General features: G+C 64.2%; 10 protein-coding genes. 1 reads left to right on the plus strand and 9 read right to left on the minus strand.

Going from position 1 to position 15,066, the window contains the following annotated elements; translation table 11 throughout:
- Positions 1–18: 18 nt before the first annotated feature.
- Positions 19–2,481, plus strand: coding sequence for an ATP-binding protein (locus AB1Z25_RS20375; RefSeq protein ID WP_107800889.1), 2,463 nt, complete (start codon positions 19–21; stop codon positions 2,479–2,481).
- 137 nt (positions 2,482–2,618) lie between these two features.
- Here the strand turns inward: AB1Z25_RS20375 and AB1Z25_RS20380 are convergent, their stop codons facing one another.
- From AB1Z25_RS20380 to AB1Z25_RS20420, 9 genes are all read right to left on the minus strand, one after another.
- A complete protein-coding gene (locus tag AB1Z25_RS20380) occupies positions 2,619–3,281 on the minus strand; it encodes a fimbria/pilus periplasmic chaperone (RefSeq protein WP_486636057.1) in 663 nt (220 codons plus the stop codon).
- A 60-nt stretch (positions 3,282–3,341) separates the two neighbouring features.
- Complete coding sequence (locus AB1Z25_RS20385; protein WP_486636058.1) at positions 3,342–8,051, minus strand: hypothetical protein; 4,710 nt, start codon at positions 8,049–8,051, stop codon at positions 3,342–3,344.
- Positions 8,052–8,105: 54 nt separating this feature from the next.
- Positions 8,106–10,592, minus strand: a complete 2,487-nt coding sequence (locus tag AB1Z25_RS20390) for a TcfC E-set like domain-containing protein (RefSeq protein WP_486636059.1) — start codon at positions 10,590–10,592, stop codon at positions 8,106–8,108.
- 61 nt (positions 10,593–10,653) lie between these two features.
- A complete protein-coding gene (locus tag AB1Z25_RS20395) occupies positions 10,654–11,349 on the minus strand; it encodes an EcpB family pilus assembly chaperone (RefSeq protein ID WP_486636060.1) in 696 nt (231 codons plus the stop codon).
- Positions 11,350–11,412: 63 nt separating this feature from the next.
- On the minus strand, positions 11,413–12,048 hold the full coding sequence (locus AB1Z25_RS20400) for a hypothetical protein (RefSeq protein ID WP_486636061.1): 636 nt from the start codon (positions 12,046–12,048) through the stop codon (positions 11,413–11,415).
- Positions 12,049–12,373: 325 nt separating this feature from the next.
- Entirely contained in the window at positions 12,374–12,898 is a 525-nt protein-coding gene (locus AB1Z25_RS20405; RefSeq protein ID WP_486636062.1) for a hypothetical protein, read from the minus strand.
- Positions 12,899–13,473: 575 nt separating this feature from the next.
- Positions 13,474–14,061, minus strand: a complete 588-nt coding sequence (locus AB1Z25_RS20410; RefSeq protein ID WP_486636063.1) for an HD domain-containing protein — start codon at positions 14,059–14,061, stop codon at positions 13,474–13,476.
- Between the two features lie 103 nt (positions 14,062–14,164).
- Positions 14,165–14,452: an HNH endonuclease gene (locus AB1Z25_RS20415; protein ID WP_486636064.1), complete on the minus strand. Its 288-nt coding sequence runs from the start codon at positions 14,450–14,452 to the stop codon at positions 14,165–14,167.
- A gap of 3 nt (positions 14,453–14,455) precedes the next feature.
- A complete protein-coding gene (locus AB1Z25_RS20420) occupies positions 14,456–14,800 on the minus strand; it encodes a hypothetical protein (RefSeq protein WP_486636065.1) in 345 nt (114 codons plus the stop codon).
- Positions 14,801–15,066 lie beyond the last annotated feature (266 nt).

Genomic DNA, 15,066 nt, shown 5'->3' on the forward strand with positions numbered 1-15,066 from the left:
AGCAAAGACGGCGGCCGCATGGCAAACAATACAGCTAAGCAATCTATTCTCCCCTTTGCCGCCCCGCCCCTGCGCCCGCTCCTTAATACCGCGTTTCACGCCCTGCTCTGGTCCGCGCTGTTTATTATCTGGCTGGGCGCGTCCAGCGCGGCCAGTCAGGCGGAGCCGCCGTCCTATACCGCGGAAGAAATCGCCTGGATCAAACAGCACCCCACCATCTACTATTCCATCGATCCCTACTGGCCGCTGGAATATATTGAAAACGGCAGCCACAAGGGGCTGAGCTGCGCCTACCTGAAAGCCATTGCCCAAAAGAGCGGCCTGCGGTTTCAATTAGTCGCCGCGGCGAACACCCAGGACATGATAGGCAAGTTGAAAAGCGGGCAGATCTATCTGGCCACCATGGGCGCGACGCAGCTGATTCCCAAGGAATATGGCATACCGCTGCTGAATAGCCAGCCCTACGCCTCCACCGCCACCATCATCATCACCAAGGCCGGCGCCGAAGGCTTGTTCAACCCGTCCCAACTGGAACGCAAGGCCGTCGCGGTCAAGGGCGGGGGCGGTTATGAGCAGTATCTGCGCGCACACTACCCTTATCTGCAACTGGTGCTGATCAACGACCCGGTGGCGGCCTTGAAGGCCGTCGCCGACGGCAAGGTGTTCGCCGCCATCGGCGCGGAAATCGTGTTCCGCCCGGTGTTGCAGGGACGCTTCCCCAAAACCCTGCAAATCTCCGGCACCATGCCGGAAATGTTCACCGGCCTGAACATCAAGGTGGCGCAGCAATATCCGGAGCTGCGCTCCATCATCGACAAGTCCCTGCTCCAGCTCAGCCCGTCCGAGACCGACGAGATTTTTGACGATTGGGTCGCCGACATCGACTTCGGCAAACCGTCCATGCATCAGATCAGCCGCTACTACCTGCCGGAAATCCTGCTGGTGATCTGCGTGCTGTCGGTGATGGTCTTCCTGTTCACGCAGGCCCGCTGGGCCAAACGCCGGGCGGTGGCCAGCGAGGAGGCGAAGTCGAAATTCATCGCCATGATGAGCCACGAAATCAGAACGCCGATGAATGCGATACTCGCCGCCATCGAACTCCTGCAGCAAACCCGGCAAAGCAAGCAGCAGCAGGAGCTCGCCGCGCTGGCCGGCTCCTCCGCCCTCAATCTGCTGGAGCTGCTGGACGATGTGCTGGACACCGCCAAGCTGGAAGCGCGGCATCTGGCGCTGGAAACACTGCCCACCGATCTGCTGGAACTGGCCAGAGGGATCAGCGACAGCCAGCGCCTGAGCGCCAGCCGCAAAGGACTGGAACTGACCCTGGCCGCGGACGGGCTGGAAAACCGCCTGTTGATCCTGGACCCGTTGCGCATGCGTCAGATCATGACCAATCTGCTGTCCAACGCCATCAAATTCACCGATCGCGGCGAGGTGGCGCTCTTGATGCAGTTCAATCTGCAAAGCGCCAAATCCGGGAAGCTTCTGGTCACGGTGCGCGACACCGGCGTCGGCATCGCCAAGGCGCAACAGGAAAAACTCTTCCGCGCCTACAGCCAGGCGGAACGCTCCACCAGCCGCCGCTACGGCGGCAGCGGCCTGGGCCTGAGCATCTGCAAGCAATTGATCGAGCTGATGGGCGGCAGCATTCTGCTGGAGAGCGCCGAGGGCAAGGGCACCGCCGTCAGCTTTGTCCTGCATGTCGATGTCGCCGAACCCTCCGCCGCCGACGCGCAGGCCCCCGTCTCCGGACCCGCGCCCGACGCCCTGCCGCCGCAACGCCTGCTGGTGGTGGAAGACATGGAGGTGAACCAGCAGGCCATCCGCCGGCAGCTCGCGCAGCTGGGCTGCGACGCCGTCATCGCGGAAGACGGCCAGACCGCCTTGCGGCTGCTGCGGCAAGGCGAAGCCTTCGCGATGATCCTGATGGACTGCAATCTGCCCGGCATCGACGGCTACGAAACCGCCAGGCGCATCCGCCAGTTGGAGGCGGAACGGAATCTGACCTTCACCCCCGTCATCGCCATCTCCGCGATCACCGATCTGGCGCACAAGAACCGCTGTATCGCCAGCGGCATGGACGGCATGCTGTCCAAGCCGCTCAGCCTGCGGGATATCGAGGACATATTGCGTTTGTGGTTGACGACGGAAGGCGCCGCGCCGCCGCCGCTCGCCCTGCCCGCCTCGGCGCTGGACCTGGCCCGGCTGTACAGCCGCAGCGCGCGGCAGGACCTGCTCCAGTTCCGGCAAGCCGCCGCCGACCAGCTGCCGGACATCATGCTCCACCATGTGCACCGGCTCAAAGGCGGCGCGCTGACGGTGGGCGCGGAGCCCCTGGCGCGGCTGGCCGCCCGGATGGAGCACGCGCTGCGGACGGAAGGCGAGCGCCCGGAGGAGGAAGCGCTGCTGGCCTGGCATCGGGAGTTCGAGCAGGCCTTGGCGCAATGGCGGCGGCAAGAAGCGCCCGAGGACGACGCCTAAAGCCGTTCAAAGCCTCGCAAGCAAGGACGAGACAAGGCCTTGCGGCGGAAGAAGCGGAATGGCCGGACGGCGCATGGGCGTTTCGAAGCGGTTTTCAACGCCGTATCGCCGACGCGCGGCAGATCGTAAACAGGCTCTTAACCCTGCTCGCCCGCGCACTGATCCACCACCACCCGGATCTCGTCGCCCAGGCCCACCCGCACCAGCGAGCGCCCCGTCAGCGGCGCCAATCGCGCCGCGCTGCCGGGCGCCTGTATCTTGGTGCTGCCGGTTTTGCCGCCGCAGGCCTCGTCCTGCAGCAGCCAGAAGGCCGCGTTGCCGGTATTGCGCAAAACCCCGTGATCCAGATGGAAGTCCAGATAGGCCGCGCGCGGCCGGACAATCAACACGCTGCCCAGCGCCAGCGGATAATCCGCCCAAGCCCCGGCCCGGCGCGCGCCCTGCGCGCCGGCCGCCGCGTCCTCCACCACTTGCAAATGATAGTAGCGCTCCCGCCCCTCCATCGCCGCGCCGCGGTAATGCAGCTTGATCGCGCCGCTGGCGCCGGCCTTCAAGCTCAAACGCGTCGGCGCCGCGTCCACCGTGGCCGGTTCGGCGTCCTCGCCCGCGCCGGCCTCCAGGCCGGCCAAGGGCCGCAGAACGATGCGGTAGCTGTGCGGCTGCCGGGAATCGTTTTTCAACTCCACCCGCATCTCGCTCCGGTCGGCGTCCAACTCGATCACCGGGGCCATCTGCAAGGACCAGGCCGACATCGCCGGCAAGGCGCACAGCAGCGCCGGCAAGGCCTTTCGCATATTCATGAACATCTTCGTTTCCTTCCGCCGACGCGCGGGCCGAGACGGCCGCGCGCATCCGCCTGCTTATTGGGCGAGCTCCAGGCTCATGTCCACCCGCACCGCGCCCGAGCCCAGCGCGCGGCCATACCACGGCGCGCCCTCGGTGGTCAGCAGCGACACCGGATCGTCCAGCTGGAACCACAGGCTGAACGGCAGCTTCCGTTTCTCCAGCCCTTGGGCGGGATCGCTGCCCTCGTCCAGCCAGGCGCCGGCGCTCAAATCGTGGCTTACCGTACCGGAACAATTGTCCGGCTCGCGCCGGCCGCCGCCGTCGGCGTCGAAGGTGAGCCAGGCCGGGAACAGCACCCCTTGCTGCGCATCGCTTTGCAGCGCGAAACGGCACATGCCCTCCCGCTGGCTCGCGCCGTGCTTGCCGTCCAGCGACAAGCTCGCCTTGACCGCGCCCAGGCCGCGCTGACTCAGGTAGCGCCGCGTCGCGCCGCGCTCCGGCCCGCCCGCCGGCGGCAGATTGGCCATTTGCGCGCGGATCAGATAATCCAGCCGAATCCGGCCGTCCGGCGCGCCCACCCAGCCGCTGCCGCGATTCGAACCCTCGCTGGCCGGCAATACCGAAACACTGGGCTTGGGCTGATAAATCCGCCCGATGGCGTATTTGGCGGCGGGCGGTTCCGCCTCCGGCTTGTCTTCGCTCAAGGCCGCGCCCAGCTCAAGCGCGCGCGTGTTGCGGACGCCATCGTCAAAGCTTCGCGTCGGCACCTCCACCACCATGCTCTCGCTGCCCTGCGGCAGAGTCACCGCGCCCCAATCGCCGGTGTTCAGCGCAGCGGCCAACACCTTGTCCCCGTCCTTCACCGTCACCCGGCCGCCCTCGTAGCCATCGTCCACGGCCTGGCCGTCCTGAGGCCGGGTCCGCAGCCACAGGGTCAGCGCCTGGGCCGCCGGCGCGTTCAAGCGCAGCCGGTAACGCAGCGGCGCCCCGGCCGCCACATCGCCGCTGGACACCAGCGACTCCAGCGCCCAGTTCGGCACAATGGAGAAATCCTTGTCCAAGGTCTTGTCCCCCTCCAGGCTGACCGCGATATGGTAGGCGTCGCGGCGGCTGCTGACCGATTTGCCCTTGATGCCCAGCTGAAGCGTCCCCTTATTGCCCTTGGCGGGCTTGAAAGTGAATACGCAATCCTTGCCGCATTGCGGCTTGATCTCGGTCTCGCCGAAATGGAGCGTGGGGATGTCCAGCCCCCAGGGCACGTCCTTGCCCGCCACGGTAACGGTCAGATTGCGCTTTCCAAGGGAGACCCCATCGGTGAAGATCCGGTATTCCAAATCCTCCCCAACCCGGCCCTCGGCCGGCCCCTCGATCGAGGCCAGACTCAGGTCTTCCTTAACGGCCTTCACCGAGGGATAGGACCAGCCGGAATAGTTGTACTCGCAAGACAATCTAACAAGGCCTGGTTTTTCCCCAGCCTTGGTGCGCAAGGAGAACTTCACCGGGAACGAATATTGGCTGGGCAAAACTTCCAGTGTTTGGCGGCCCTTCAAGGGCAGCCTGCCGATAAACGTTCCATTGCTATCCATGAGCTCGACAAAGTCGAGATCGCCAAACAAATCCTTGGCAGTGCCCAGATCGCACTCCAGCTTGTGGTCATTCGTCCCCGCGCCAAGCCCATCGGCGATATCGATGGCGAACTCGACGTTGGTCTCCACAGCGGTGTTGACCCTATCCGGGCTGACGCTAACCTTATTGATTCTCGCCGCGGGCTTCTCAAACCAGCGGAACCATGGCGGTTGAGCGACTCCCCGGCCGTTGAAGGTCACCCCGACCTCCTTGGTTCCGGAACCCTTATCGATTGTGCACTCCTTCTTTTCATTCTTTTCAAAGCAGGCATGCTTAAAGTCGAAACTCAGCGCCTCGGTGCCTACCGGCAGTTTCAGCGTCTCGAGCAGTGAAATGTCTTGGTCGCCGAGCATGGCCGGCAAAAACGTCACATGCGCTTTTTTCTCCAATACCGAGTCGCTGACGCCGGCAAACCGGATCTCGTTCGGCCCGCCCGCCACCACCGACTCATTCAGCATCAGAGTGATGGAAGCCGGCACCGTTTTCATCATGCCCTCGTGACTGGAGCCGAAGACGAAGTCCACCTCGCCGCCCGCCGCCTCTGGCTTGGGCGCGTCTAGCGGCAAGACCAGAACATCGTCGCGCTCCCCGGAATAAAACACGGCCTCCATCCCCTGCGCCTGGCGGCCGCGCCCGGCCGGCGGCAGAAACAGCTCCACCGCCTTGGCGCCGGCGAACTCCGCCGCTTCCACGCTCTCGCCCAGCCGGCGCCAAGGCTGCGTCCCCACCCGGAAACGCGCCTTGGCCGAGATCTGCGGGCCGCGGACGCTGAAGCGGACGCCGCCGCCGCTCTGCGCCTGGGACTCGCCCGCGACCGAGCGCAGCGCGCAGACCCGTCCCGCCATCCCGTCCACCGTCTCCAGACGGCAAGCGGCCTGCGGCGGACCCAGGCGCAACATCGCGCTTTTTTCCGCCTGCGCCCGCACCGTCACCGGCTGGCCGCCGCGCTCCGCCTCCAGCGTCAGCAACTGGCGGCCGCCCAGGGGCAGACGCAGCCATTCCGCAAAGGCGCGCTCATTGAATACCGGATGGATTTGCCCCGGCTGCCGCATGGCGCGGCCGACGCTGACCCGCCCTTGGCGGTCGGAGAAACCGGCGATCAAGGCCGCGGGCAGCGCCTGTCTGGCTTGCAGCTCGCCGCTTCGTCCGCTGGCCGTCTCCGCCTCCACATACCAGGTGGCGGCGCGCTGGCCCGCCCGCGGTCGCCGCGCGCCGTACAGGCTTTGCCCCGGCTCGGCTTGCAAGGTGGTGATGTAGTGTTGCTGGCTGGGTTCGTCCTCTATCGTCAGCAGCTTGAGCGCGCCGGCCTTGGCCTGCGGCGCCGGCAGATAGCCGTCCCTCAAGCTCAGCGCGAAGCGGTCCCCCTGGTGCTGGCGGCCGCTGGAATAGAAATAGGCCTCCACCAGCGAGGACAGCGCCTGCCCGCCCGCCGGCGCCGACGGCCCGCGCAGCAAGCCGGACGCGGCCGGCAGGAACAGCTCCAACTCACGGGCGCCGCTCAATTCGGCAACGGCCGCGCTCTCGCCCAGCCGGCGCCACTCCCGGCCCGTGCGGAAGCGCCCTCCGGGCAAGGGGCGCTTGGCGCGGATCAAGAGGCGGATGTCGCCGCCCGCGCGGCTCTCCGCCGCCAGCCGCCGCAACACGCAGCGCTGGCCGGCCACGCCGTCCACCGTGTCCGGCCGGCAAGCCGGCCCCTCCGGCGCGGCCAGGGTCAGCCTGGCCTGCTGGCTGGCGTTCAATTGGTAGCTGACCGCCTCCCCGCCGCTGCGCAAGCCCTCCACCGTCAAGCGCTGTTGCCCGCCCAAGGGCTGGTGCAGCAGCGCGGCGAACGCGGCCTCGCTGAACACCGGATTGAGATAGGGCGCGGCGGCGCTGAGGCCGCCCCGCACCTGGCCCTGAGCGTCGGCAAAACCGGCGAAACCGCCGGCGGGGCTGGCGCGGCCCAGCTGCTGCAGCGCGAACAAGGGCGGTCTCGCGCCGGCTTCCAGATACCAGGCGGCGGCGCGGCTGCCGTCTTGCGGATGGCGCTCGCCGTAAATGGCCTGGTCCCGGCTGCCGCTGACCGTGGTCACGTACTGACGGCCGCTGGACTGATCGTCGATCAACAACAGACCCAGCCGCGAATAGCGCCGCTGGACCGGCGGCTTGCCCCCGCCCATGGCGGGCAATTGCAGATTGAAGCGGTCGCCGCGGAACAAGCGCGAGCGCGAGTAAAAGCCGGCCTCCACCAAGCTATCCAGCCGGATCTTGGGATGGGCGGTCATAAAGGCTTGCAACTGCTCCGCCGGCGGCGGCACAAAGAAGACCTCCACCGCCCTGGCGCGGGCGAAGGCGGCGATGGGCACGCTGTCGTTGATATGCCGCCATTCCCCGCCCACCCGGAAGCGGGCCTTGGGCGTTGCCAGCATCTTGGCGCGGACCGTGAACATCAGATCGCCGCCGCTGCCGGCATTGCTTTGGCCGGCAATGGTCCGCAACACGCACAGCTTGCCGGCGACGCCGTCCACCGTTTCATTGCGGCAGCTATTGGCCGGCGCGGGATTGAGGATCAGATGGGCGCGTTTGCTGAGCTGGGTCACAAAGCGGCGTTCGCCGCCGCCGGCCAGGGTTTCCACGAAGGACAGCTCGCGCGACGCGCCCGGCGCCGCTTTGGCGATGGTGTCGAAAGCCAGTTCGCTCAACACCGGGTTGACCTGGCGGCCCTGCGCCGGCCTGAAGCCGTCGCCGCTCAGGCCCATGGCCGCGCCGTGCGCGTCCGCCATGCCGCGGAAAGCCTGCAGCGGCTGCAACTGGCGGATCTCCCGCACCTGGGCGTCCGGCTGATGGGTATACCAAATGGCCACTTTCTTGGCGCCGCCGCGCGGCGCGCGCGCGCCGAAAACGGCCTGGGCCTGGCTGCCGGGCAGGATGCCGCCGCTGCTGCCCAGGGTGCTCAGATACTGAGTGCCGGCCAGCCGGTCTTCAATCAGGATCAAGTCCTGCTGGCTGCGCCACTCCTGCCGGCCCAAGGGTTCCGGCGGCTTGGCCGGCGCCGGAAGGGGCCGCACCGGGAGAAATCCCGCGCCGGGCGCGGCCTGCGAAACGCCGGCCGGCGCCGCTTGCGCCAGCCCCGCGCCGAGGCCGGCCATGAAGATCAGAGTTGAGATCCAGTATTTCATTTCAGTCCGTCTGTCCTGCTGGGATAGGGTGATGAGGGGATTGCGCACGCCGGCTCAGCCTTCGTCTTCGCGCAAGGGCGCGTAAATCCGGTCCGCGTCCCGGCCATAGACGATCTTGCCCAGCCAGGCCGTGGCGCCAGCGTCCTTCAAATCCAGATTGACCCGGAAGCGTTCCGCCGCGCCGGGTTCGACGCTGACCTCCGGATAACGCTGATCCACGTCGATGGCGAAGTTGCCCTGCTCGTCGGTCCGGGCCTGGCCGATATGGTTGCGCACCATGACATGCCGCAGCGGCGCGCCGTCGACGCCGGTCAGCTGACCGAACACCGTCACCATCCGTTTGATCTTGGGCGTCACCCGCACCACATTGCCCGGGTACAGCGTGTACTCATGGTCGGTGTCGGACACCTCGTAGCTGGCCTGCCCGCTTTCCGCGTCGCGCACATAGAAGTGATAAGTGTTGTAGGCCGGCGCCGCGATCCAATTGCGCCCCTGGCGCAAGCTGTGGCTTTGCTCGTTCAGCACCGCCTCCAGCGCGCCGCCCGGCACTCCCGGCACATCAACGACGATGCCGGCCTCGTCCTGCCCGCCGCCGGCGGCGACCGCGCCGCCGCCCCAGGCCAGGCCGCCCTGCATATTGACGCTGGCGCTGCGACTGTCCCGCTCCGCGTCCACCGACACATTGCCCTGGCCGTAGCGGCCGTTGAAGCCGACGTAAGCGCCGAAGCTGGAAGACTGGCCGCCTGCGCCTTCGCGGCTGATGCTGGCATTGGCGCCCACATCGTCGATCACGCTGTTTTCAAACGACTTGCTGGCCGACAGGTCCAGCGTGTCGCCGCCGTCTCGATGCGACATGCCCACGCTGAAATTGCCGTCCATGGCCAGGTTGAAAGTCAGCATCGCGTAATACTGCTGATCCACCGAGCCGCCGTTGAGATTGCGGCTGCTGCCGAGCTGCAACTGAGCGCCGCCCCATTTGCCGTTGTACATCTGCCGCGAATAATCGGCGCGCATATAGCGATAACCGCTGCTCCGGTCCCGGTCGTAACTGAGGTTGATCGACCCGGCGTCCACGCCCCAACCGTGCAAATTGAAATTGGCGCCCAGCGAATCGTAATCCCGGGCGTAGAAATTCAGACGCCGGCCCTTGGCGCCGCGCTCCCCGGTCAGCCACAGGCTGCCGATGCCGCGAGGCAGCGCCAGATTGAGCGTGCCCACCCGGCGCCGGGCGCCGTCGCTGGCCAACAGGTTTTGCACGCTGGCGCGCAGCGCGCTGGACAGCTGCCAAGAGGCGAAACCTTCCTGCACCGTGGTCTTATCGTTTTGATACAGGGTCAGATTCCAGTCCACCTCATGCCACAGCGCCCCCGCCGACACACCGAACAAGGGCCGGTAAGCCCCGCCCTCGTCCTCCGGCGCGCCCTGATCGCCGTAGCGGGCCATCGCCTCCCCGGCGCCGCCCCACAGCTGCCAGTTCAAGCCGTCGCGCAGGCTGGAGCCGCCCACCGGCTTGTTGATCCGGTACACGCGGCGGCTCTGCACCTGGCCGGCCACCAGTATCTCCACCTCCACGTCGTAAACGCCGGCCTGCAAGGCCGAGGTGTCCAGCCGGTGATTGCCCATGCCCAGCCTTTGCGTGCTCAACAAGCGGCCTTCGCGCTTGACGCGCACCTCCCCGGTGGCCGGCAGATAGACATCGATGGGATTCAAGGACTGGCCGGGGTCCAGCTTCAGAGTCTGGCTGACGTTGCCGTAGGAGAACCCGTACATCCGGCTGCCGTTCAAGGTGGACACATTGCCCAGGCTTTGCAGGTTCCAGCCGTCCACCATGCCCAGCGCCAGCCGCTTGCCGTCGATATCGCGCTCATACATGACGCGGTCCAGCGTTACGGACTGATCCGCCGCCGAATCGTCCAGATAGGCGGAGCCCATCACATTGACGTGGTCCACGCCCAAGGACGTGGTGTCGTCGAAAGCGAGATAGCCGGAAGAATGGCCGCGCCCCTGATTGCGCGAGCTATAGCCGTTGAACGCGTACTTGAGCACGCTGGACAGCCCGCCCGAGGACGGCGCCTGCAACACGGACTCCCGCAGATGCGCGTCGTCGGCGGCGAAACCGGCCGGCTCCAGAAACAGATCCACCCGCATCGCCATCATGTCCAGCTGCAAGCGCTCGGCGTCGCCCAGACTCAAGGCCCCGCCCGGCGAAAACGTCCGCCCCGTCGCCTGCCGCAAGGCCTGGACCGCGGACGGGCTCAACACGCTCTTGTTGTTGGCCAGCAGCGGTTGGACCTTGTCCAGCCGCATCGAACCGTCGGCCTGCAGCCTCACCGTCAGCGTGGCCGACACCACGCCCTCGTCCGAGGCTTGCCGCGCCGAACGCGCCACCAGCGGCATGGACACGCCTTCGCGCAGCAGGTCCTTGATCTCCGCCGACAAGGCAAGCTTGTTTAACTGCACTTGCTGCGCCAAGGGCCGCCGCTCGGCATCCGCCGCCGCCAGCGCCGTCTCCGCCAACAGCAGCGCACTTAAAAAAGCCATCCCGTTTTTAAGAACGATATCCCGCGCACGCTTCATCTCGCCTCACCCACCGTCGTCGCCGTCATGCGTCGTCAAGCGGCGCATCTTTCTCCGCGTCCAAGAATTTTCCATCCCGCTGCAACATCACTTTGTCCTGGCCCTGGCTGCTGTCTATCGTCTTGAAATTCACCGCGTAGCCCGGCCCAATCCAATAGCGCTCCTTGCAGACCTCGCCCAGCCGCTTTTGCTTGCACGGCCCGTAGGCAATCGCCTGAAACGACACATTGCCCCGGTTTTCCAGATGGCCGCGCCGATAGGCGTAGTCAAAACGCGGCTGCTTCGGCAGCACCAGCAGATTGGTCCTGATGCCGGTCAAAAACTCGACGTCGCCGCTTTTCTCGGAATCCGCGCCCTCGTCCGCCAAGCCCAGCAAGGCGTTCTTCCAGGTCACCTTGTAATAGCGCTCCCTGTCGTCCTTGGGGCCGCTGTAGATGAAGCGGACCGCCTGATCCTGCCCCGCCGCCAGCAACACCCGCGCCGGCGTGAATTGCAGGCTGGCGCCGTCCGTATTCAGCTCGCGCGCGCCCTCGTATGGAGAGTCCACCTGCGTCACGCTCACCGACAGCAAAGACGCCCGCTGCTCGGTGTTTCTGGCGTGGATCGTGACCGCCCCTTTATTGGACGGCATCGCCGCCGTCATATCGGAAACCTGAATCGCCCCGGCCCATGCCGGCAGCAGCAAACAGGCCAAAGCGTAAAATCTGAAGCACCATGGCATAAGCGGAAACTCCTAAAAATAAAAAGGGAGCTAGGCTCCCTTTTTTGGCGCTACCCTTTGAAATCAGCGAACGGAGACTTGAGTATTCTCTTCTTCGGCTTTGGCTGTTTTCTGCCAGGAGGCATCCAGAATCAAATCGAATTTGCCCACATATTGGCCATCGCTCAATTTAGACGCTTCGGTCACCATGACGCCGCTGGAATCCTTGCCGCCGGCAAACTCCGCTTTCAGCTGAGAAGTGCCTTTATTCTCTCCGGCGATGGAAGCCACTTTCGCGAATTCGCCAAAACCGGACAGGCCGTCCAGATCCTTCGGTTCGGCCGACAGTTTCACCTGCTTGCCGGCATGGTCCGTCACGCTGAGGTCAAAATCCATTTCCCCGATGGACGCGGTATGGCTCAGCTGATGCTGGACCGAGGAGGCTTTTACCTTATAGCCGCTGATGGTGTATTCATCCGAATTCAGCATGCGGATATCGAAATCCAGGTTTTTGGATTCAATGGTTTTGGAAATCGGGCTGTACACGAAATGCACATTCGGCTTTTTAGCCGTGATTTCGATAGCGTGCGAGCTATCCTTATCCGCGGTCACATCCCATTCGGCGGAAGCGCGAGTGGAACCAGGAATGGGGTCGGCGGCATGGGCGCCGACGCTGAATACCGCAGCCAGCAATGCAGGCAGCACGACTTTATTCATCATTTCGCTTTCAAGAGAGGTCTATAAAATAAAACCTGCAAATACGGCCTTAAGCTGTACTTGGCACGTCATTATCGAAAAGCCGCCGATCAAACTCTATAAGAGCACTCTCAAAACACCCGGCGGACGAGAACGCGCGAATGCCATCCGCCCCTCTCGACTCAGAGCGAATTGACTCTCTGAGTACAAGACAAGGCGAAAAGCATGAAGAAAGCCGGATGAAAGCGGAATAAAGATGGGATGAAAGCGGAATGCGGAAGCGGGATAAAAGCCTGTCCAAGAGGGCACTCACAGCCAGTCTCGCAGGGCCGGCAGCGCCCTCCCCGGCTTAGCGCCTCTTCTTCCGCCCCAGCTTGCGCGGCAGGGCGTCCAACTCGTCCAGGCTCAGATAGAGCTGCTGCACCGCCGCCACATGCCGCGGCAGATCAATCTGCGCCACGCCCAGGCTCAACAACATCTCCAGATAATTGAAGAAGCTCTTGCACATGCTGCGGCGGTGGCTGTGGTCGCGGAAATCCATATCGCAAGCGATGCGGAACAACAGCCCGCGCGCGGCGTGCTGGCGGTTGAGTTTCAGCAGCTGCGCCAGATGGGCGGCGTATTGACGGCCCAAGGCGCTGGCCTCGAACGCATTCTCCGCCTCGGCCGGCTGCCAGTAATGCGGATAAGTGCGGCCTTTGACGCGGCGGACAAAGGGCAGACTGAGGTCTTTGGCTTCGCTGCCGACAAAACGGTAACGCGAGCGCGGTCCTAGCGGCGGGAGTGGGGATGCGACGTCCTGACGGATGTCTTGAGTTTCAGCAGGGGACGAAGAGAGATCGATGCCAAGCACCGGATGGACAAGCTTTACCATTTGCAACCTCCTGAGCAGAAGGGCCATGCCGCAAGGCGGCAAGGCGGGCACATGACAAGAGTTGGTCTACCGGTGAATGCTTGCATAAGCCGGTGCGCCCATAAGGACGCCACTTGCCACGGCCCGCCCGGATAGGCAAAGCAATGGCAACGGATACGCTGTGGAAACAGCGCATCCGCAACAAGCATTCATAATCGGGAGACCAATCCCGAGCGCCGCGATTGCTGCGGCGCGGGGGCTATTGTTGGGGAGGAGCGGGAGAGCGTCAAGCCGGCGGCACCCGGCAGCACAAGAAAGCCGCGCCTGGCGCGCCGCGCGCGGCGGAGGCAAGCCATCGCTTGGGCGCTGAAGCCGATCTGAATAGCGTTAAGAGCCGCTCACAAAACTCAGTTTTACGGCTAAGAACCTGTTTACGATCTCGCGAGCAAGGGCGAGGCAAGGCGTTGCGGCTGAAAAAGCGGAGTGTACATCCGGTACATGAGCATTTTGAAGATGTTTTCAACGCTGTATCGCCGACGCGCAGCAGATCGTAAACAGGTTCGCGCAATACAGCATCAGGGGTTTGGTTAGCGACCCTAAACAGACTGCCCCGCAAAATGCCGGCGCACCCACTGCTCGCACAACAGCCAAAGCTGCGGCGCGCCTTTTTGGATTACCGGGCCGTAACGGGACAGCACCTGCTCCAGCGAGACATCGTTCTGCGTCCAGGTCCCGCCGCCGGTGAAGACATTGATCAGTAAAGGCTGGAAACGGTCCAGCGCCTTGGCGAAACAGGCATCGGCGCTTTCCGCGCGCTCAAACTCCCGCCACAGCGCCAGCAATTCAGCGCCCTGCTCCACCGGCAGCAAGCCAAACAAATGCTCCGCCGCCCTCGCCTCCGCTTCCGCCTGCGCCCCAGACACGGCCTGGCCGTGGATGGGAAAGTCTCCCGCGTCCACCTCCACCACATCGTGCAGCAGCAGCATCTTGATCACCCGCTCGGTGTTGACCGGGCCGCTGGCGTAATCGCCCAGCAGCAAGGCGTACATCGCCAAATGCCAGGAGTGCTCGGCCGAGTTCTCCCGGCGGCTCTGGTCCAGCAATGGCGATTGCCGCAGCACCGACTTCAAGCGGTCTATCTCTCTCAGAAAATTCAGTTGCCGTTCCAAGGCCGATACTTGCATCGCTTATCCCGCATTCAGATCTGTTTCGCCACGGAGGGGGATTATAGCTGTGGTCTGGGTCTTGGAGCGGCGGCAGCGGTGAGCTCCCATTTCCCAAACTGGTTCAGGACGCTCTCCGGTTGAAAATCTCCCGGTGCTCCGCGAGGTAGCGACATAACTCCGGGCTAGGTTTCTTGCGCAGCCGGGCCGGGAGCCTCAACATGCTCCGCTGCCTGTCCGTGATTGATGCGCAGACGAGCATCTCGCCGGTGTCTTCGAACGATATCAGATAGCCATCGAAGAGAGCGTCAATGGTGGCCACTCGCAGTAGCCCGTTATGCGGATCAAGCCGCTCCCTGTTCTTGCTGTCCCTCCACGGCTTAACATGCGAGGCCCGCAAGACCTGAACCACATCTCAGCCTGTGATTGAGCAGGCATCGCCCCATAGCCGCATCAGATCGTCACGGAATTTTCCCTGGCCAAGCCGAGCTTGCACCAGCACTTCGCGCGTGGTCGAATCGAGCGCCTCGTCGCGCTTAATGGTGGCGATGTCGGTGGCGCAATCGTCCTCGTCAGAGCCGAGCCGGGCGAGGATGTTGGACAATCCCAAGCAGGGCTTGCCAAGGGGGATGGAGCCCGCAATAAAGGCCGCAGTAGTACGCGATATCGCTTGGTAGCTGCCAAACATCTTGATGAGGCTGCTCTTACCCAAAATCTCGCGAGGATTCAGGAGCATCGGCTCGTCGAGCCAGTGGAACAACTCCGGCTGGCAAATCCAGTTGACGGACCATTGCAGCTCCTTGCTGGGCCTAGTGTGAGACTCTTGAGGTGTCTAGGAAAGGAGGGGCGATTCACTACTTATTACGATTGGTCTTGGGCAGAAGCCGAATGTCCCAGATCACCCCAGAGCTGGACGTTCAAATTTCACCATAAAAGCAGACTATCGCAGTCAGCTTGGAGTATGCTGATAACTTAAACCTGGATTCGCTCCTGTTGCAAAATTTGATACGGATGCTTCGCCAATAC

Source organism: Chromobacterium sp. HL1 (assembly GCF_057418835.1).